This is a genomic window from Nocardia anocheti, from assembly GCF_029675105.1.
Lineage (GTDB): Bacteria > Actinomycetota > Actinomycetes > Mycobacteriales > Mycobacteriaceae > Nocardia.
Genome location: NZ_JAQQFV010000003.1, coordinates 531,750 through 549,092, shown reverse-complemented (window position 1 = coordinate 549,092; position 17,343 = coordinate 531,750). Strand labels below are relative to the sequence as shown.

Sequence of the window (17,343 nt, the reverse complement as noted above, 5' to 3'; positions counted from 1 at the left end):
GGGGCTCACGTGGTGGGCCATGTCCAGGACGGCAACGGCTCGCGCGCCGACAACCACGCTCGCGGGATACCCCGGCGGGCGGAGGATTCCGTTCCGCCGGTATCGATTCCGGTGTGCGCCGCCACGATCCCGCCGACGATGGCGGCGGTGGTGTCGACATCGCCGCCCGCTTCGACACAGGCGGTGATCGCCGCCGGATAGTCGGTGAGATGGGTCGCCGCGGCCCACAGCGTGAACGGCACGGTGTCCTGCGCGCTGACCGACGCGCCGTTGCCGAGCTCGTAGGCGGCCTCGGCGACCGATCGCCCGAGCAGCGTCCTGGCGCGGCGCACACCGTCGGCGGTGCGGCCGTCGATGAGATACGGCTCGACCGCGTCCAGCAGTTCGGTCGGCGCGCACGCGCGTGCCCGGGTGGCAGCGGCGTGGCTGGCCGCCACCGCCACGAGCATCGCGCCGAGCACGGCTTCCGGGTGCCGGTGGGTGACCTCCGCCGAGAGCGCGGCCTGGGTGGCCGCGCGGTCCGGGTTGCCCGCGAAGTGCGCGCCCAGCGGCGCCACCCGCATGGCGGCGCCATTGCCACAGGACCCGCGTCCACCGAAGGCCGCGCCCGCCGCCTCGGCCCAGGGTCGACCGTCACGGATCTCGTGGAGCACGACGACCGTGCCGCCGCCGTAACCGCGATACGGTTCGCAGCGCTCGGCGAACAGGTCGGCGAGGGTATCGCGGTCGATGTCACCGCAGGTGTGGATGTGGCCGAGGACCGAGCAGGCCATCTCGGTGTCGTCGGTCCAGGGCCACGGACCGGCGGGTGGGCGGCCGTCGCGCAGGTCGGGGAGTGAGCGGCCGGGGACGAAGAATTGCGCACCGAGGGCGTCGCCGACGGACAGGCCGTCGAGACTGTCCCGGGCGAGATCGGGAATCTGGGTCATACGGCGTCGAAAGATGCCAGTCGAGCGCTGGTCACCGCAATGTGAGCGCGACCGGTCCGTTGACGGCGACCGGTGACGCTCGCGCGGGAATCCGTTCCAGCACACCACCGGCGAACACGTCGTACAGCGGCAGGGTCTCGAGGTGGACGTAGCCGATGTGGCAGTCGCACACCGTCAGCGGGCAGGCGCGCGGGGTGAGGGCGGCGCGGTAGCTGCCGTCGTAGAGATTGCCCAGCGGTGTCGGGACGAAATGGCAGCGGCGCACCGTGCCGGTGCCGTCGACGGAGATCACCGAACTGCCGGTGCGACACGGCAGCCCGGCCGAGCGATGGGGATGGCGGCTGAACGGGAACAGGTCGTCGATGGCGGTCCACGCGGCGGCCTCGTCGTCGGTGTAGGTGTGGCCTTCGGCGGCATTGACCCAGAGATAGACGTGGTCGGGCAGGTCGGTGCGCAGGCGGCGGGCGTGCTCGAGATGTTCGGGCAGTCCGACGATGCCGACGCTGAACCGGGTTCCGGCCGCCGCCAGACGTTCGGCCTTGTCGAGGAATCGGCGGTAGGGGGTCTGGCCCGGATGGTAGGTGCACCACAGGGCCAGGGTGTCGGGGTCGGCTTCGGCGATCCACTCGATGCGGCCGCTGAGATTGGTCTGGATGGCGACCCGCTCGATGTGCGGCTGATGGGACAGTTCGACCAGCGTCTTGCGATACCACGACCGCACCAGCCCCTCGCCCCACGGCGTGAACAGCACCGACAGCCGGTCACCGGTCTGTTCGCGGGCCCAGTCGGTGAAGCGGTGCAGGGCAGCGCGGTCGGCGCGCAACTGCTCGGTGCTGTCGCGTCGTTTGGCGAACGGGCAGTAGGGGCAGTCGTAGTCGCACGAGGCCACCGGGCCGCGATAGAGGATCGTCAGGTCCATGGATCAGCGCAGTTCGTAGGCGGCCATGGCGGCGCGCACGTCGGCGGAGAAGAAGTCCGGGCCGATGGCGTCGGAGTAGGCGAGTCCCTCGGCGGACAGGCGCAGCACTTCGGCGCCGGTGTCGGCGAGCCAGCCGCGCTCGGCCAGGGTGTGCAGTTGCGGGCCGAAATCGGTCCAGGGATCGCCGCCGAACCGTTGCCGGTAGTCGGCCACGGGCATTCCCTCGGCCTGCAACAGGGATTGGAGCAGGTGTCGGCGGGCGGCTTCGTCGCCGTCGATGACCCGGCCGTGCACCGCCGACCCGAAATCGGTGGTGGCGACGTAGCTGTCGATGATGCCGCGTACTTCGCGCAGGTCGACGGCGTAGTCGAAGGAGTAGTGCAGCCGCGAGGTGTAGGAGCGGGCCCCGCAGCCGAGACCGATCATGCCGTCGGTCTGGCAGGCGTAGTCGTCGGGGCCCTGCGGGGGCGCGTCGCGGCGGCGGAACATCCGCATCGAGACCTGCTCGTACCCGGCCGCCAGGAGGTGGTCGCGGCCCTGCGCGTAGCGGGCGAGGCGTTCGCGATCCCAATCATGTTCGGCGACTTCGGGATCGGCGTGCCGGGCCAGACCGGTCAGCGGTCGGACATAGAGCGGGTAGAGATAGATCTCCTCCGGTCGCCACGCCAGTGCCGCGTCGAGCGAGTACCGCCAACTGGCCGGAGTCTGGCCGTCGATGCCGTAGATCAGGTCGATGTTGAGCACCGGGATGCCCGCGTCACGGATCCGCCCCAGCGCGGCCTCGACGTCGGCGCGCCGCTGGGGCCGTACCGCCGCCCGCGCCTCCTCGTCGATGAAGCTCTGCACGCCCAGACTCAGTCGGGTCGCGCCGCGTTCGGCGAGGACGGTGAGGCGGTCGGCGGTGGAGGTCGCCGGGGACGCCTCCACCGAGAGTGGGATCGCGCGCAGGTCGGCTCCCATGATCAGCTCGGCGATATCGCACAGGCGGGCCAGCTCGCCCGCCTCGAGGAAGGTCGGGGTGCCGCCGCCGAACGCGGCGGTGGCGAAGCGTGGCCGCTCGGTGTCGCCCAGCGCGGCGCGCACGGCGGTGGCCTGCCGGGCGAGGGCATCGAGGTAGCGCCCGGTGAGTCCGTCGGGGGCGCCGACCCGGGTGAACAGATTGCAGAAGCCACACCGCACTTCGCAGAACGGGATGTGCAGGTACAGCGACAGCGCCGAGCGGGATTCACCGTCCCACACCCGCGACAGCGCGGGCCGCTTCGGCAGCGGGCGGTAGGCGGTCTTGTGCGGGTAGGCGTAGACGTAGTTCTGGTACGGCCGGGGTAGGGCGGTGTCGATCATGCGGTCGGCTCCAGGAAGAAGTGGCTGTAGGGGACCGTCCACACGCTCTCGTGGCCGAGCCGGTGCCCGGTGTAGCCGTCGTCGCCGTAGGCGGTGCCGTGGTCGGAGCACACGATCGCGAAGCACCGGCGACGCGCGCGCATCGCGTCGAACAGGCGCCCGACATGGGCGTCGATGTATTCGAGTGCGGCGGCGTGGGTTTCTCTGCTGTCCCCGGCCGCCCGGGTGGCACCGGGCAGATGGAACCAGTTCGGCTGATGCAGCGCGGAGGCATTGAGGAACAGGAACACCCGCTGCTCGGCGGGCACCGCCGCGATCGCCTGTTCGGCACAGGCCACCTGCGACTCGAACGAGGTGGGCGAGGCCACGGAGAACTCCGGCTCCCAGTGACTTTCGGCGAACAGATTCGGCAGCACGCTGCCCAGCGCGCCCTGCTTGTTGAAGAAACCGACACCGCCGACGCACACCGTGTGATAGCCGCGAGCGGCCAATGCCGTGACCAGATCGGGCTCGTCGAAGACGAAGGTGCCCTCGGCGGTCGTCTCACTACCCGCGAAACGCGCGGCGAACAGCCTCGGATGTGGGCCCGGCGCGGCCGGGGTGGGCAGGAATCCGGCGAAGATCGCCTGATGGGAGGCATAGGTGAAGCTGCCCGGCGCGTGCCGCCGCTGCCAGCGGCCCTCCGGGAGAAACGTCGAGAGCATGGGCAGGCGACCCGCCGCCGCGAGCTCGACGGCCACGTCGTAGCGCAGGGTGTCGAGAGTGAGCAGCAGCAGGTCGTCACGTCCGACGACGTCGGACATGTCCGGGTGCGGTAGGTGGGGTTCGCTCATGGCGGGGATCCGATCGTGGCCGGTCGTGGTGTCGCGGTGCGGAAGTGGGGTGCGGCCGCGACCTGGGCCGCGTAGGTGTCCATGCCCTCAGCGGGTGTGCCCGGCAGCCCGGTCAGACCGGGGAGCAGGTCGCCGAACGCATTGACCTCACCCACCGTGAACCGGCGCCAGTCCAGGCCGGGCAGCAGATCGACACCGACGCACAGGGTCGCGGGGAAACACGCGGCGGCGCGTTCGCAGATGGCGAGCGCCTCGGCCCACCGATCACCCGCCGCGGCACGGACCGCGTCGAGGTCGCCGCGCATCCCCCCGAGATGCAGATTGGTCAGCGGCGTCCGGCTGGTGCGGACCACGACATGGGTGGCTCGGCCACCGATGACGACGACCCGCAGATCGGCGGTACGATCGGCCAGCGCGGCCTTGGGAATCCAGCGCTCCACGTGGAGACCGTCGGGTGCGAGCCGGTCGACGATATCGGCGATCGTCCGCTCGTCGCGATAGCGCCGGACCCGGAGCGAATTGTGCAGGGCACCATCCGCTCCGAGCTCCGCCGAGGTGGTCGCCTGCCAGCGACCGGAGGCCGTCGACTCGAGGGCGAGCACCCCCGAGGCCGAGGAACCGTGAGCGAGCTTGACGAAGACCCGTGGCATCGAGGCCGCGCGCAGATACTCCTTCACGTCGGCCCAGTCCCGCACCGGACCGGTCACCGGCGACGCCGGGACCGGAATCTCCGCGGCGGTCAGGCGTGCGTGACAGCGGCGCTTGTCGAACAGGACCGCGAGCTCGTCGGAGTCGTCGACGCGCACACCGCCGCGTAGCGAGGCCACGGCGGCGAGGAAGTTCGCGTACCAGCGGGCCGAGCCTTCCACACGGGTCGGCGCGCCGACCCCGCGTAGCAGGGCGTCCGTCGTCGCGTTCTCACCGGGCGATTCCAGCCGGACCAGTTCGTCCCCGGCGAATGCGTGGCCGCCATCGGCCAGCACCCGCTGCCAGGTGAGGACCCGCGGTGCCGGATGCCCCGCGGCACGGACCGCGTCGGCGAACAGGGCGACCCGCCGATTCTCGGCATTGCCGACCACCACCCAGCGCATGCGAATTCACTCGGCGACGGAGATGTAACGCCAGACGGTGTCACCGTCTTCGTAGCTGTCGGCGTCGTCGGAATCGATGTTCAGGGTCACGCCGCCGGTGGTGAGGGTGTCGACCAGGCGGGCGCCGATCTCGGTACTCACGTAGTTGTGGTGCAGATCCAGCGACTTCAGGTGGGTGAGCGGTTGTCCACCCAGCAGCGCGACGACGCCGTCGTCGGTGAGCACCCCCATCGACAGGTCCAGCTCGTGGAGCTGGGCCACCACCGGCGCCGAGGCGACCGCGGCGCACACCGCGTCCTGCATTTCGCTGTTGCGCAGGGCGAGGCGGGTGAGCGCGGGCAGCCGGTCGCCCGCCAGGATCGGGGCGAGGTCATCGCTCTCGCAGTCGCCGCCGTAATCGGAGGTGCCGAGCCACAATTCGAGATCGCGCAGCGCCGGGAACTCGCTGGCCGCCACGCCGCGCACCACCTCGGCGGGCAGACCACCCGCCTGGATGGCGAGCGCGCGCAGGTTCTCGTGCCGGACGGCGGGAAAAGTGAGGTTCTGTCCACCGCGCACGCCGAACTGCTCCAGCGCGGGGAAGGCGTCGAGCAGAGTGGTGACGTCGCCCTGGTTGATCCAGGAGATCTCACATTCCTCGGAGGTGATGTCGCCGACGAACAGCGCCCGCAGCGCGGTGAGCCGGGAGCGGGCAGCCGCGATCGCCGCGAAGATCTCGTCGGGGCCGCTGTCGAACGCCTCGGGCCAACACCCGATCACGAGGGCCTCGACCTTGCCGGGGTCGACCGCGTCCAGGAATCGCTCGAACGCCTCGGTCCAGGTCTCCTCGGCCTCGTCGCAATCCACGGTGATGCGCCAGGCCACCGTGTCCGCGGCGGGCAGGGCACGCATCGCCGTGTCGCGGTCGGCCTCATCGGTGTACTGGTCGAGGACGGGGAAACGATGCGTGGGCAGACCGCCCCATTCGCTGAGATGCGTTCCTGTGGTCATGAACTCCCGCCCCTTGTCGACGTGCCGCCCGGTGGTGACAGCAGCGTTTCTATCAAGGGGCACCGACACCATGCGCGCCTGGGCCGAGTTTGTCGGTGGTCGCCGATACGGTCGGTGCTCATCGACAGGCCGAGGGCGGCCGGACGGGGAGGACGCGATGTACAGACAGGGCGATGTGCTGATCGTGCCGGTGGCCGAGCACGCGGTTCCGGCGGGCGCGCACACCGCGCGCGGCGAAGCACGCGACGGCAGAGGACGTCTGGTGCTGGCGCTGGGCGAGGTGACCGGCCACGCGCACGCGATCCCGGGTCCGGGCACCCTGATCCGGGAGGCGGGCGCGTACGGTCCGTTGCTGCTGCACCTGCCGACCGGCGGCAAGGTCGTGCACGAAGAACACGCGCCGATCCTGTTGCCGAAGGGCTGGTTTCGCGTGATCCGACAACGGGAGTACATCCCGGGTTCGGTGCGGGTGGTGGCGGACTGATGACTGCCGACGCCTCACCGGATTGGCGTGCGGTCGCCGCCGCCATCGGCGCGGGGGACCGGGGCGCGGCCGAAGCCGGAGTCCGGCTCGCCTACACCCGCGCGGGATTGGCCGAGCCGGAACGGATTCTCTGGGCCGCTTCACCTCTGGAAGCGGTCGGGTTGCTGCTCGGCGCCCTGGATCTCGGCGCCCCCGTCCGCGAGGCCGTACGCAACGGTCCGTGGGCGACCGAACGGGCCCGGCTGCACGCCGAACTGGGTGCCGAGGGTTACAGCGCGCACTGGCGCGCGACCGGCGCGGATCTGTGGGAGCTGACGAACTCCGTGGTCGAACGCATCCGCGCGGGAGTGATCGAGGTGGCGGCAGCCGAGGACCGCGAGTTGGAGCGGCGGATCCGGGTCCTGCTGCTCGACGCCGTACTCGGTCAGCACGAGGCCGCATGGCTCAGCGCCTACGACATCCGGCCGGGCAGTCCGCTCGACGGACTCGCCGCCGTGGCCGGGCAGGCGGGCTGGTGGTGGCCCTACGAGAAGGTCGCGGTGCTCACCGAACGCCCGGTCGCCCTGCACCGCGACGAAGCCGGTCGCCTCGACAACGGTGACGGCCCCGCCCTCGCCTACACCGACGGTTTCGCCCTGCACGCCTGGCGCGGGATGCCGGTCACCGCCGAATTCCTCGCCGGTCTGCGCGCGCTGACCCCGCAGCGGATCCGTGACGAGGAGAACGCCGAACTGCGGCGCGTGATGCTCGAGTACTACGGCTACGACCGGTATCTCACCGAGTCGGAGGCGCGCCCGGTGCATCGCGACGAGACCGGCATCCTGTGGCGGATCGCCCTCGTCGGTGACGAGGACGTGGTGATGGTCGAAGTCGTCAACTCCACCCCGGAACCCGACGGCACCCACCGCACCTACTGGTTACGTGTCCCGCCCACCACCCGCACCGCGCGCGAAGGCGTCGCCTGGACCTTCGGTCTCGGCGCGGAGGTCTACGAACCCCTCCAGCAGACCTGACCGCGCGAGGAGATCGCCCGCGCGGTCGCGCTATCGGCGGGCGGCGGTGGTGGTGAGGAACTCGGTGACGGCCGCGGCGACGGCGTCCGGCCGGTCGAGCATGGACAGGACGTAGGCCTCGTCGATCTCGACCAGCCGGGCGTGGGGGAGCAGCGCGGCGAGTCGGTGGCCGTGCGCGCGCGGCATGACCTTGCCCGCGCTGGACCAGAGGACGAGCGCGTCACCGGAGAAGTTCCGGAGGGCTTCGGTGTCGGCGACGAGGTCTGCCGTGCGGCGGGGCGCGCGCATGTACGCGAGCACGTCGGCGCGGACGGCACGCTGCCGCAGGCCGGGTTCGGTCCAGGCGTGGACGAGGTCGTCGGGGATCGGCGACTTGGCCATCCAGCCGAACAGCAGCGGGGAGCGGCGCAGCCACCGCACCCGCAGCTGCCGCAGCGCCAGGGAGACACCACCGGGCAGGTACGCGGCCAGGATCGCCGTCTTGCCGGGCAGTCCGGGCGGGAAGTTGTCGAAGGCCTCGCAGGGCAGCACGATCAGGCGGCCGACGCGCTCGTCGAGACCGTAGGCGGTGAGGAACAGCGCGCCACCCCAGTCGGAATGCACGAGGGTGACCTCGCGCAGGTCGAGGGCGGCGAGGAAATCGGCGACGAGCTGGTTGAGGCCGCGCAGGCTCAGATCGGCACCGGCCTTCATGGGTTCGGGATGCGCGCCGAGCGGGAGATCGGGCAGGACGTAGCGGAACCCGGTCGGGAGCTGGTCGAGGACCGCGTCCCACACGGTGTGATTCATCAGCAGTCCGTGCAGCAGCACCACCGGCGGGCCCTCGCCGTGTTCGCGGTAGTGGAGACGCCCCGCGGGGATGTCGACGATCGGCACGATGTCCTCCTGACGTTAGAGCGTTTGCTCTAGTACGTATGCTCTAGTCTGGAACGGTGAGCGAGGAGATGTCAATGACCACGCGGGAACGGCTGGTCGTCGCGGTCGGCGAATTGCTGCGGGTCCACGGCTACAGCGCCATCACCGTCAAACAGATCACCGCGGCGGCTCAGGCCCCCATGGGCTCGCTGTATCACCATTTCCCGCACGGCAAGGTGCAGATCGCGGCCGAAGCGCTGCGCACCTCGGGCGCCGCCTACATCCAGCTGATACCGCTGCTCATGGACCCGCACGAGGACCTGCGCGTCGCGGTCTCCGCCGCCTTCACCGAGGCCGCGCGCACGCTCGAGGATTCGGGCTGGATGAACATGTGCCCGGTCGGCACGGTCGCCGGGGAGATCGCCGACAGCGAACCGGCCTTGCGCGAGGTCGCCGCCGAGGTCGTGCGGGACTGGATCGACCAGGGCACCGCCTACTTCCACACCCGCGGACTGCCGGAACCAGCCGCCCGCGACCTGGTCCTGGCCATCCTGACCGCCATGGAAGGCGCGTTCATCCTCGGCCGCACCCTGCGATCCGCCGAGCCCCTCCACGCCGCGGGCCGGGCGATGGCGGCCCGCGTCGACGCGCTGGTCGGCGAGCTCCCGCCCACGCGAGACGCGACGGCCCAAGCCGACGCGACAGTGTCCGGCACTTAGCGAACTCGGCGGACCCGCGCCACTCGCGCTGCCCGCGCCACTCGCGCTGCCCGCGCCACTCGCGCTGCCCGCGCCACTCGCGCTGCCCGCGCCACTCGCGCTGCCCGCGCCACTCGCGAAGCCCGCGGTGCCCGCGAAGCCCGCATTGCTCGCACTGCTCGCGACACCCGCGCTGCTCGCCAAGCGCCGTCCATCACCGCCCGAGGGAGTACGCCCCGCAGCGACGAACGCGCGGCGGGTTAGCCGGTCTACGGCTGGTGGTGCAGCACGATGCGCGCGAGCAACGCGCGGTGATCGGCCCCCGGCAGGTCCACCGTCTCGACACCGGTCGCGTGTGCCCCGGCGAGCAGCACGTGGTCGATGCCGACCACCGGCGGGATGCGTTTGTCGGTCGGATAGGTGACCAGTCTGCCCGCTCCCACCTGCGCCCCGGCGTCGGCGAAGCGCCCGGAGACCATCGCGCGGAACCGGGTGTGGTCGTGGGTGGCGTTGAAATCGCCGCCGACCACCACGGGACGCCCGGTCGGCGCGCGTTCGATGATCGCGGTCAGCCGCGTCAGCTCGTCGGCCCAGACACCGGTGTCGTAGATCGGTGGCACGGGATGGATCGCGAAGACCGAGACCGGGCCCACCTCGGGCACCGCCGCGGTCGCCGAGATCTGGTTCAGCACGAACCCGTCGTATTCGACCGTCTCCGACAATGGATAGCGGCTCCAGATCCCGGTCCCGCTGGCGGTCTGCCCCGGCGCCAGATAGCGGTGCGGCAGCACCTCGTCGAGCCCGGCCCGGCCGAGCGCGTCCACGGCCGGGCGGGTGAGTTCGTTGACCGTGAGCAGCGCGACATCCCGGGCGCGCACCTGCTCGACCAGGGCGGTGGGATCGGCACCGTCGAAGAGCAGATTGGCCTGCATCACCGTGATCTCGACTCCGGCGCCGTCCGCGCCGTCGGCGAGGTACAGGGGGCGCCTGCGTCGCGATGCCGATCACCGTGACCAGCGTGGCCACCCCGGTCGCGATCCACTGCCGCGTCACCGCGAATCCCGCCGCGCCCAGGACCGCGCCAGCCATGAGGTAGGGCGCGCCGGAGGCGGCCAGCACCAGCGGCTCCACCGCCCAGCCGACGACATGCAGCGCGACCCCGACCACCCCCGTCAGCGTCGTCGCCCCGGCCAGCAACGCGATTCCGATCCGGACCCTGCGCGATCTCACCCCGTCAGCCAACCACGCGCCCGGATCGCGTGGCGAATGCGGTGGCCGCGCGGGGCAATTGCGCTCACCGCGAGTTGTACTCGCGCGGTGCGGCGAGCAGCGGCGAATCGGTGCGAGTCCGGGGAGGTGGCGCGGGGTGGGGTCCGACAGTGGTAGGAAAGGGACGTGTCGGCATCTGGCGAGAATTCTGGTTCGAACGGTCGGTCCCGCGCGGTGGACGAGGTGGTGGAGCTGGTCAGCACGCTGATCCGGTTCGACACCTCCAATACCGGCGAGTTGGCGACCACCAAGGGCGAGCGCGAATGCGCCGAATGGGTGGCCCAGCAACTCCAGGACGTCGGCTACGAGACCGAATACGTCGAATCGGGCGCCCCGGGGCGCGGCAATGTCTTCGCGCGGTTGACGGGCGCCGACCCGAGCCGGGGCGCGCTGATGATCCACGGTCACCTCGACGTGGTGCCCGCCGAGGCCGCCGACTGGAGCGTGCACCCGTTCTCGGGCGCGGTCCGCGACGGGTACGTGTGGGGTCGCGGCGCGATCGACATGAAGGACATGGTCGGCATGACCCTGGCGCTGGCGCGCCAGTTCAAGGCCGAGGGCACCGTGCCGCCGCGCGATCTGGTGTTCGCGTTCCTGGCCGACGAGGAGAACGGCGGCCGGTGGGGTTCGCAGTGGCTGGTGGACAACCGGCCCGACCTGTTCGACGGCGTCACCGAGGCGGTCGGTGAGGTCGGCGGCTTCTCGCTGACCGTGCCCCGCCCCGACGGCACCGAACGCAGGCTCTACCTGGTGGAGACCGCGGAGAAGGGCCTGGGTTGGATGCGCTTGCGCGCCAAGGCCCGCGCCGGGCACGGCTCGTTCCTGCACGAGGACAACGCCGTCACCATTCTCGCCGAAGCCGTTGCCCGCCTGGGCAAACACACCTTCCCGCTGGTGCTCTCGGACTCGGTCGCGGAATTCCTGGCCGCGGTGAGCGAGGAATCCGGGCTCGAGTTCGACCCGAACAGCCCCGACATCGAGGGGCAGCTCGCCAAGCTCGGCACCATCTCGCGCATCATCGGCGCCACCCTGCGCGACACCGCCAACCCGACCATGCTCTCGGCGGGATACAAGGCCAACGTGATCCCGCAGACCGCGGAGGCCGTGGTGGACTGCCGCGTGGTCCCCGGCCGCCAGGCCGCGTTCGAACGCGAGGTCGACGAGCTGATCGGCCCCGATGTGGAGCGCGAGTGGATCACCAAACTCGACTCCTACGAGACCACCTTCGACGGCCACCTGGTCGACGCCATGAACGACGCCGTCCTCGCCAACGACCCGCAGGGCCGCACCGTGCCCTACATGCTCTCCGGCGGCACCGACGCGAAAGCCTTCGCGCGGATCGGTATTCGCTGCTTCGGCTTCGCGCCGCTGCAGCTGCCGCCGGAACTGGACTTCACCGCCCTGTTCCACGGGGTGGACGAACGGGTGCCGGTGCACTCACTGGAATTCGGCACCCGGGTACTGGAACATTTCCTTCTGCACAGCTGATCGACCACCACTCCGAGAGGTCTCCATGAGCTACAACCCCTATGACGCACTGCCGCAGGTGCCTTCGTTCACCGTCACCTCCGCCGACATCACCGACGGGCAGCCGCTGGCCAACGACCAGGTGTCGGGCGTGTTCGGATCGGGCGGCAAGGACATCTCGCCCCAGCTGAGCTGGTCCGGATTCCCCGAGGGCACCCAGAGTTTCGCGGTGACCGTCTTCGACCCGGACGCGCCCACCGCCTCGGGCTTCTGGCACTGGGCCGTGGCGAACATCCCCGCCTCGGTGACCTCCCTCGACTCCGGCGCGGGCAGCGAGGGCGGCACCCTGCCCGCCGCGGCGGTGACTCTGCGCAACGACGGCGGATTCCCCGGCTTCGTCGGCGCCTCGCCGCCGAAGGGCCACGGCCCGCACCGCTACTACGTGGTCGTGCACGCGGTCGACGTCCCCGAACTCGAGGTCGGGCCGGACGCCGCGCCCGCGTTTCTCGGCTTCAACCTGTTCTTCCACACCCTCGGCCGGGCCACCCTGGTCGGCACCTACGAAGAGCGCTGAGCCACAACGACAGTGGCCCCGGACGGTAATCGTCCGGGGCCACTGTCGTACCGATCGCTACTTCACGTTGACGACGTGTTCCGGCGGCGTCGCGGCGTAGAGCGCCTCGATCGTGTCGGCGTACTTGTTCGCGATCGGGGTGCGCTTGAGCGACATCTTCGGGGTGAGCTCGTCGCCGCCCGGCTCCCACAGCGTCTCCACCACGACGAAGCGCTTGATCTGCTCCACCCGCGACAGCTTGCGATTGCCCGCGAGCACGGCCTCGCGCACCTCGTCCACGATCTCCTTGCGCCGCGCCAGCTCGGCGTGGGTGGCGTCGGTGGCGCCGAACTCCTTGGCGCGCAACGCGGCCACATCGGGATCGAGCATGATCAGTGCGGTGATGTAGGGCCGGGCCTCACCGATGGCGACGGCCTGACCGATCATCGACGAGGCCGCCTTCATCGCGTTCTCGATATTGGACGGGGCGATGTTCTTGCCCGCCTCGCTGATGATGAGTTCTTTCTTGCGGTCCACGATGCGCAGGTAGCCGTCGGCGTCGAGGGTGCCGATGTCGCCGGTGTGCAGCCAGCCCGCGTCGTCGATGGCCTCGGCGGTCTTGTCGGGCATGTTGCGGTAGCCCGGGGTGACGATCGGGCCGCGCAGCAGCACCTCGCCGTCGGAGTCCAGACGCAGCTCGCAGCCGTCCATCACCCGGCCGACCGAGCCGGGCCGTGGCTTGTCGATCTCGGTGTAGGTGCCCACACCGGTGGTCTCCGACATGCCCCACACCTCGCTGACGGCGAAACCGAGACCGAGGAAGTACTCGAGGGTCTCCGGCGGCACCGGGGCCGCGCCGGAGGCGGCCACCTTCAGTTCGGCGAAACCGAGCGCCTCGCGGAGCTTCGAGAGCACCAGCGTGTCGGCGATCTTGTGCTGCACGCCCAGCAGCACCGAACCGCCCTCCCCGGACAGCTTCGCCTTGGCCTGCGCGACACCGACCCCGATCGACCAGTTGGCCAGCACCTTCTTGACCGGGCTCGGCTCCACGGCCAGCTTGTTCTCGATGCCCGCCTTGATCTTCTGCCACACCCGGGGCACGCCGAAGAAGACGGTCGGGCGCGCGTCGGGCAGCGCGGCGGCGATCTCGCGCGGGTCGGGCACGGTGGTGATCTGGATGCCGGTGAGCAGGCTCATCGCGTGCGCGGAGATGCGGTCGGCCACGTGCGCGGCGGGCAGGTAGGAGACGGCGCGGTCGTCGAAACCGACCGGCAGCGGACCCGACACCAGGCCGACGACCTGGGCGATCACATTGCTCTGGGTGAGCTCGACACCCTTGGACGGGCCGGTGGTGCCCGAGGTGTAGATCAGGGTCGCCAGATCGCCCGGCCGCACCGCCTGCCAGGCGGCGTCGAAGTCGAAATCGGCGGCCGGGTCGGCCTCGAGCTCGGCGAGGGTGATGGTGCCCGCGGCGGTGCCGTCGACCAGCACCGTGTGGTCGATCTCGCCGCCCGCCTCGCGGATGACGTCGAGGAATGCCTGCTCGGTGACGACCACCTTGTTGCCCGCGTTGGCGAACACGTGCGCGATCTGCTCGGCGGAGCTGGTGTTGTACACCGAGAACGGGGTCGCGCCCAGGTGCAGGGCGGCGGTGTCGATGAGGTTGAACTCGGGGCGGTTGGTGAGCATGATCCCGACCGCGTCCCCGTGGCCCACACCGAGTTTCGCCAGGCCCGCCGCGAGTGCGCGCACCCGGGTGGCGTACTCCGCCCAGGTGATCTCCTGGGTGCCGCCGACCGTGCGCAGCGCGATCTGGTCGGGCCGCACTGCGGCGGTCTGCTGGAAGGCGGCGGGCACGGTGTGCACCGTGACGCCGGAAGCGTGCGCGAAACCGATGTCTGTCATATCCCTGTTCCCGATAGGCCGAGCGGACACCGAGCCAATGCGAGTGGAACTGTCTCATCGTCTCGAGCGATGGGCGTCAGCAGTGGCGCGGCTCACTCATCGTAACCGGACATACGGGATTGTGGCGTGGGTTACCCACGACCGCTCAGGCCGAAACGTCGCCACCAGCGTGGCCGACGCGGGCGTTCCGGCACGCTCGCGACCTCGGCGGACGCCGAGTAGTGCGGCGCCCACGGCGCGAAATCGCGGGGAATCATGTGTTTGCGGCGCCGGATCTTGGCATCCAGATAGCGGCGCCCTCGGTCGGTACGCAGCTGGATCGCGAGAGGGATCACCTCGACCGCGACTCCCGCCTCGGCCAGCGCCCGCAGCTTCTCCGGATTGTTGGTGAGCAGCCGCACCTGATGGATGCCGAGGTCGAGCAGCGCCTTGGCGACGTGCTCGTAGCGACGGCCGTCGGGGTCCAAGCCGAGCCGCTCGTAGCTGTCGAAGGTGTCGATCCCGTACTGCTCGCTGGTGCGATAGCCGATGGCCTTCCACACCAGTCCGGCGCCGCGTCCCTCCTGTTCGAGATAGACCAGCACGCCCCCGCCCTCGGCCTGGATGAGATCCATCGACAGCGCCAGCTCCGGACCGCAGTCGCAGTCGTCGGAACCGAGCGCGTCACCGTAGAGGCACCGCGAGTGCACCCGCACCAGCGGCCGCGCACCGAGCTCGCCGAACACCAGCAGATGACCGCCGTCGGTGGCGCTGTCGAGCGCGTGCACCTGCACGCGCAGCTGGGTGCCGTTGCGGCTGAACAGATGATCCGGCCGCGGATCCTCGACCGTGTCGATGATCGTCAAGCGCTCCTCCGAGGGCTGTTCCGGCACCGGGCGACCCGGCGGGTGGACAGTAGGGGGCAAGGCAACGGCGCGACTCTACTCCCGGAGTGTCGCCGCGGGCGTCAACCGGGTGTCACATCCGGGTGAACGGCGCCGGAGTACACGCGCACGACCCGATCCACCTCGGCGACGTCGGGAAACACCGTCGAGACCGCACCCAGCTTCTGGGTCGGCAGCATGGCCGCGGTACACCACACGTAGTCCGCGACGGTCGGCGCGCCAGCGGATTCCACCACCCGCGCGGCCAGCGCCGCGGCGAACGCGGCCGCCGCGCCGACGGCGGCCTTGAGCACCTGGGGGAAGTGGTCGACGACGATGTCCTCGCCCTCGGAGTAGACCGCGCAGGCGAACCCGTCCACCGCGCAGACCGTCGACACGCCGAGACCACGCAGTCTGCGCGCGGTGTCGGCGGGGGAGGCGGTGTGGACCTCGGGTAGCAGCGCGTCGAGCTCGGTGCTCGAGCCGACGAGATGGTCCACCACGTCGAGATACATGTAGAGGCTCTGCGGCGCGGCCGGACTCGGTGTCGCGCAGACGATCACGTGCGGCCGCCGGTCCAGTCCGCGCAGGTGCGCGAGGAGATGCTCGAGGATCGCGGCGGGCTGCTCGAAGGTGAGCACGACGACCGACGACGCGGCCAGCGTCGCGCGCACGGTCTCGGTGTCGAGGTCCTCGGTGGTGAGCTGTACGTGCGGGTCCCGGCAGCCGATCAGCCGGACCTCCCCGCTCGGGGTCATGATCACGGCGGTCACCAGCGTCGCGGCGTCGGGCACCACCCGGACCAGCGACTCACCGATGCGGTGGCGGGCCAGCAGATCGCGGATCTGCTGGCCGTTGTCGTCGGCGCCGATGGCGGCGAGCAGCCGGACATCGAGCCCGAGCCGCGCCGCGGCCACCGCCCGGTTGAGCCCCTTGCCGCCGGGCGCACCGGCGAAAGTGCCTCCGACGGGGGAGTTCTCGCCGGGGAAGGTGTCCACACGGTAGAGGTGATCGATCACGGCGTCACCCACCACGGTGACCACCTCGGTGGACAGCGGTGCGGGCGGGTCGGTCCCAGGGCCGGGATCGGGCGCCGGTCCGGTGGTGAGCAGCGCGGCCAGCGCGGTGAGCGCCTCACGTTCGGCGCTGGACCGCAGCCGCTTGACGGTGGGCGCGTCGGGGATCGTCTGCGCGCCGAGCGCGGTGTGTAGACGGGTCCACTGCTCTGCCAGGTGGATTCGGCGCGCGCCGAGGTTGACCGCGTACAGCGCGCCCGGGTCGACACCGGCGATCGCGGGATCGCGGAGCAGGCCCAGCACCAGGGTGGCGTCGGCGATGAGTCGCTGGCTGGGTGGCAATTGCCGGGCGGCCTCCCGGAGGACCGGTAGGACGGCGTCCTCCGGGGCGATCCCGGCGTGCTGCGCATAGCGCGTGACCACGGGCAATTCCAGAATCGGCGCCGCCCCGATCTCGGTGTGCCGCAACCGATCCGCGCTCACCCCGGAGAACTTGCCGAGGCGCGCGAGAATGGCGCGCACCACGTCCGTACGGGGGTCCTGCGGAACCATCGGCACGCGCTCGGCCTCCAGATGTCGACGCGAAAGGTGTTTAGCGACCCGCTTTTCGGGCAATTACCAATTTACAACGGCAATTGACCGCAGTGAAGGGCAAATGCCACACTGGAAGTGGGCATTCACCCGGGAGCCACCGCTCCCCTCAGGGAAAATCGGAGGTGTCCGATGACCATCCACCTCACCCCGAACGACATGCGCAGTACCCGCAGCCCGGAGTACGCCGAACGCGTGGGCGCCGACCCGGAGATCTGGGTCCTCAGCTGGCTGCCCGACCGGAAACTCTCCCGCGAACAGGCTTTCGCGGGCATGCAGCTCGACGAACTGCTCAGCGATGTCAACGCCACCCACGACCGCATGGCGCACGCGCAGATCAACGCCTACGCCGACACCATCGGCATCGTCTGGGAACAGGCGATCATCCGGCTGTACAAGCGGATGATCGAACGCTACGACGGTGACCCCGCCGCCTTCGCCCCGCAGACGGCTCCGGCGGGCCCGCGCACCGCGCCCTCCTTGTTCGGGCACGGCAACGCGACCCGCCGGGTCTACTTCGGTTAGC

General features: G+C 70.6%; 17 protein-coding genes. 6 read left to right on the top strand and 11 right to left on the bottom strand.

Translation table 11 applies throughout. The annotated features are described in order from the left end of the window. Positions 1 to 5 precede the first annotated feature (5 nt). From QC180_RS10090 to QC180_RS10065, 6 genes are read right to left on the bottom strand one after another with little or no spacing between them, the layout of a single operon-like run. The gene (locus QC180_RS10090) at positions 6 to 929 is read right to left on the bottom strand and encodes an ADP-ribosylglycohydrolase family protein (protein WP_278262379.1); all 924 of its coding nucleotides are present in this window, start codon (positions 927 to 929) and stop codon (positions 6 to 8) included. 31 nt (positions 930 to 960) lie between these two features. Beyond that, positions 961 to 1,848: an STM4011 family radical SAM protein gene (locus QC180_RS10085; RefSeq protein WP_278262378.1), complete on the bottom strand. Its 888-nt coding sequence runs from the start codon at positions 1,846 to 1,848 to the stop codon at positions 961 to 963. 3 nt (positions 1,849 to 1,851) lie between these two features. After that, complete coding sequence (locus QC180_RS10080; protein ID WP_278262377.1) at positions 1,852 to 3,189, bottom strand: STM4012 family radical SAM protein; 1,338 nt, start codon at positions 3,187 to 3,189, stop codon at positions 1,852 to 1,854. Next, a complete protein-coding gene (locus QC180_RS10075) occupies positions 3,186 to 4,022 on the bottom strand; it encodes an STM4013/SEN3800 family hydrolase (RefSeq protein ID WP_278262376.1) in 837 nt (278 codons plus the stop codon). The genes QC180_RS10080 and QC180_RS10075 overlap by 4 nt, the downstream gene beginning before the upstream one ends. Continuing rightward, positions 4,019 to 5,113, bottom strand: a complete 1,095-nt coding sequence (locus QC180_RS10070) for an STM4014 family protein (protein WP_278262375.1) — start codon at positions 5,111 to 5,113, stop codon at positions 4,019 to 4,021. The genes QC180_RS10075 and QC180_RS10070 overlap by 4 nt, the downstream gene beginning before the upstream one ends. A 6-nt stretch (positions 5,114 to 5,119) precedes the next feature. Beyond that, entirely contained in the window at positions 5,120 to 6,103 is a 984-nt protein-coding gene (locus tag QC180_RS10065) for an STM4015 family protein (RefSeq protein WP_278262374.1), read from the bottom strand. Positions 6,104 to 6,260: 157 nt separating this feature from the next. Between QC180_RS10065 and QC180_RS10060 the strand changes: the two genes are divergently transcribed. Beyond that, a complete protein-coding gene (locus QC180_RS10060; RefSeq protein WP_278262373.1) occupies positions 6,261 to 6,587 on the top strand; it encodes a hypothetical protein in 327 nt (108 codons plus the stop codon). Next, the gene (locus tag QC180_RS10055) at positions 6,587 to 7,600 is read left to right on the top strand and encodes a DUF6745 domain-containing protein (RefSeq protein ID WP_278262372.1); all 1,014 of its coding nucleotides are present in this window, start codon (positions 6,587 to 6,589) and stop codon (positions 7,598 to 7,600) included. The genes QC180_RS10060 and QC180_RS10055 overlap by 1 nt, the downstream gene beginning before the upstream one ends. A 30-nt stretch (positions 7,601 to 7,630) precedes the next feature. On the opposite strand, the gene QC180_RS10050 is transcribed toward QC180_RS10055, so the two are convergent. After that, a complete protein-coding gene (locus QC180_RS10050) occupies positions 7,631 to 8,476 on the bottom strand; it encodes an alpha/beta fold hydrolase (protein ID WP_278262371.1) in 846 nt (281 codons plus the stop codon). A gap of 74 nt (positions 8,477 to 8,550) precedes the next feature. Here QC180_RS10050 and QC180_RS10045 point away from each other — a divergent pair, with 74 nt between their 5' ends. After that, positions 8,551 to 9,174 carry a TetR/AcrR family transcriptional regulator gene (locus QC180_RS10045; protein WP_347567317.1) on the top strand — a complete coding sequence of 208 codons (624 nt, stop codon included), beginning with the start codon at positions 8,551 to 8,553 and terminating at the stop codon, positions 9,172 to 9,174. Between the two features lie 248 nt (positions 9,175 to 9,422). Here the strand turns inward: QC180_RS10045 and QC180_RS10040 are convergent, their stop codons facing one another. Next, on the bottom strand, positions 9,423 to 10,085 hold the full coding sequence (locus QC180_RS10040; RefSeq protein ID WP_278262576.1) for an endonuclease/exonuclease/phosphatase family protein: 663 nt from the start codon (positions 10,083 to 10,085) through the stop codon (positions 9,423 to 9,425). 463 nt (positions 10,086 to 10,548) lie between these two features. Between QC180_RS10040 and QC180_RS10035 the strand changes: the two genes are divergently transcribed. Both QC180_RS10035 and QC180_RS10030 read left to right on the top strand, forming a co-directional pair. Next, the gene (locus QC180_RS10035; RefSeq protein WP_278262370.1) at positions 10,549 to 11,910 is read left to right on the top strand and encodes a M20/M25/M40 family metallo-hydrolase; all 1,362 of its coding nucleotides are present in this window, start codon (positions 10,549 to 10,551) and stop codon (positions 11,908 to 11,910) included. 25 nt (positions 11,911 to 11,935) lie between these two features. Next, positions 11,936 to 12,463: a YbhB/YbcL family Raf kinase inhibitor-like protein gene (locus tag QC180_RS10030; protein WP_278262369.1), complete on the top strand. Its 528-nt coding sequence runs from the start codon at positions 11,936 to 11,938 to the stop codon at positions 12,461 to 12,463. 57 nt (positions 12,464 to 12,520) lie between these two features. Here the strand turns inward: QC180_RS10030 and QC180_RS10025 are convergent, their stop codons facing one another. The 3 genes from QC180_RS10025 to QC180_RS10015 all read right to left on the bottom strand — a co-directional run bounded on the left by QC180_RS10025 (position 12,521) and on the right by QC180_RS10015 (position 16,778). Then, positions 12,521 to 14,347: an AMP-dependent synthetase/ligase gene (locus QC180_RS10025; protein ID WP_278262368.1), complete on the bottom strand. Its 1,827-nt coding sequence runs from the start codon at positions 14,345 to 14,347 to the stop codon at positions 12,521 to 12,523. A 131-nt stretch (positions 14,348 to 14,478) separates the two neighbouring features. Then, positions 14,479 to 15,192, bottom strand: a complete 714-nt coding sequence (locus tag QC180_RS10020; RefSeq protein ID WP_278262367.1) for a GTP cyclohydrolase II — start codon at positions 15,190 to 15,192, stop codon at positions 14,479 to 14,481. Positions 15,193 to 15,293: 101 nt separating this feature from the next. Next, complete coding sequence (locus QC180_RS10015) at positions 15,294 to 16,778, bottom strand: PfkB family carbohydrate kinase (RefSeq protein WP_278262575.1); 1,485 nt, start codon at positions 16,776 to 16,778, stop codon at positions 15,294 to 15,296. Between the two features lie 171 nt (positions 16,779 to 16,949). Here QC180_RS10015 and QC180_RS10010 point away from each other — a divergent pair, with 171 nt between their 5' ends. Then, the gene (locus QC180_RS10010; protein WP_278262366.1) at positions 16,950 to 17,342 is read left to right on the top strand and encodes a hypothetical protein; all 393 of its coding nucleotides are present in this window, start codon (positions 16,950 to 16,952) and stop codon (positions 17,340 to 17,342) included. The last annotated feature ends 1 nt before the right edge of the window (position 17,343 follow it).

Bases quoted from the DNA above. Each gene is read 5' to 3' on its own strand.
- QC180_RS10070 (WP_278262375.1), bottom strand. From the start codon at position 5,113: ATGCGCTGGGTGGTGGTCGGCAATGCCGAGAATCGGCGGGTCGCCCTG.
- QC180_RS10015 (WP_278262575.1), bottom strand. From the start codon at position 16,778: ATGGTTCCGCAGGACCCCCGTACGGACGTGGTGCGCGCCATTCTCGCG.
- QC180_RS10055 (WP_278262372.1), top strand. From the start codon at position 6,587: ATGACTGCCGACGCCTCACCGGATTGGCGTGCGGTCGCCGCCGCCATC.
- QC180_RS10075 (WP_278262376.1), bottom strand. From the start codon at position 4,022: ATGAGCGAACCCCACCTACCGCACCCGGACATGTCCGACGTCGTCGGA.
- QC180_RS10010 (WP_278262366.1), top strand. From the start codon at position 16,950: ATGACCATCCACCTCACCCCGAACGACATGCGCAGTACCCGCAGCCCG.
- QC180_RS10045 (WP_347567317.1), top strand. From the start codon at position 8,551: ATGACCACGCGGGAACGGCTGGTCGTCGCGGTCGGCGAATTGCTGCGG.
- QC180_RS10080 (WP_278262377.1), bottom strand. From the start codon at position 3,189: ATGATCGACACCGCCCTACCCCGGCCGTACCAGAACTACGTCTACGCC.
- QC180_RS10065 (WP_278262374.1), bottom strand. From the start codon at position 6,103: ATGACCACAGGAACGCATCTCAGCGAATGGGGCGGTCTGCCCACGCAT.
- QC180_RS10030 (WP_278262369.1), top strand. From the start codon at position 11,936: ATGAGCTACAACCCCTATGACGCACTGCCGCAGGTGCCTTCGTTCACC.
- QC180_RS10060 (WP_278262373.1), top strand. From the start codon at position 6,261: ATGTACAGACAGGGCGATGTGCTGATCGTGCCGGTGGCCGAGCACGCG.
- QC180_RS10040 (WP_278262576.1), bottom strand. From the start codon at position 10,085: ATGCAGGCCAATCTGCTCTTCGACGGTGCCGATCCCACCGCCCTGGTC.
- QC180_RS10090 (WP_278262379.1), bottom strand. From the start codon at position 929: ATGACCCAGATTCCCGATCTCGCCCGGGACAGTCTCGACGGCCTGTCC.
- QC180_RS10025 (WP_278262368.1), bottom strand. From the start codon at position 14,347: ATGACAGACATCGGTTTCGCGCACGCTTCCGGCGTCACGGTGCACACC.
- QC180_RS10085 (WP_278262378.1), bottom strand. From the start codon at position 1,848: ATGGACCTGACGATCCTCTATCGCGGCCCGGTGGCCTCGTGCGACTAC.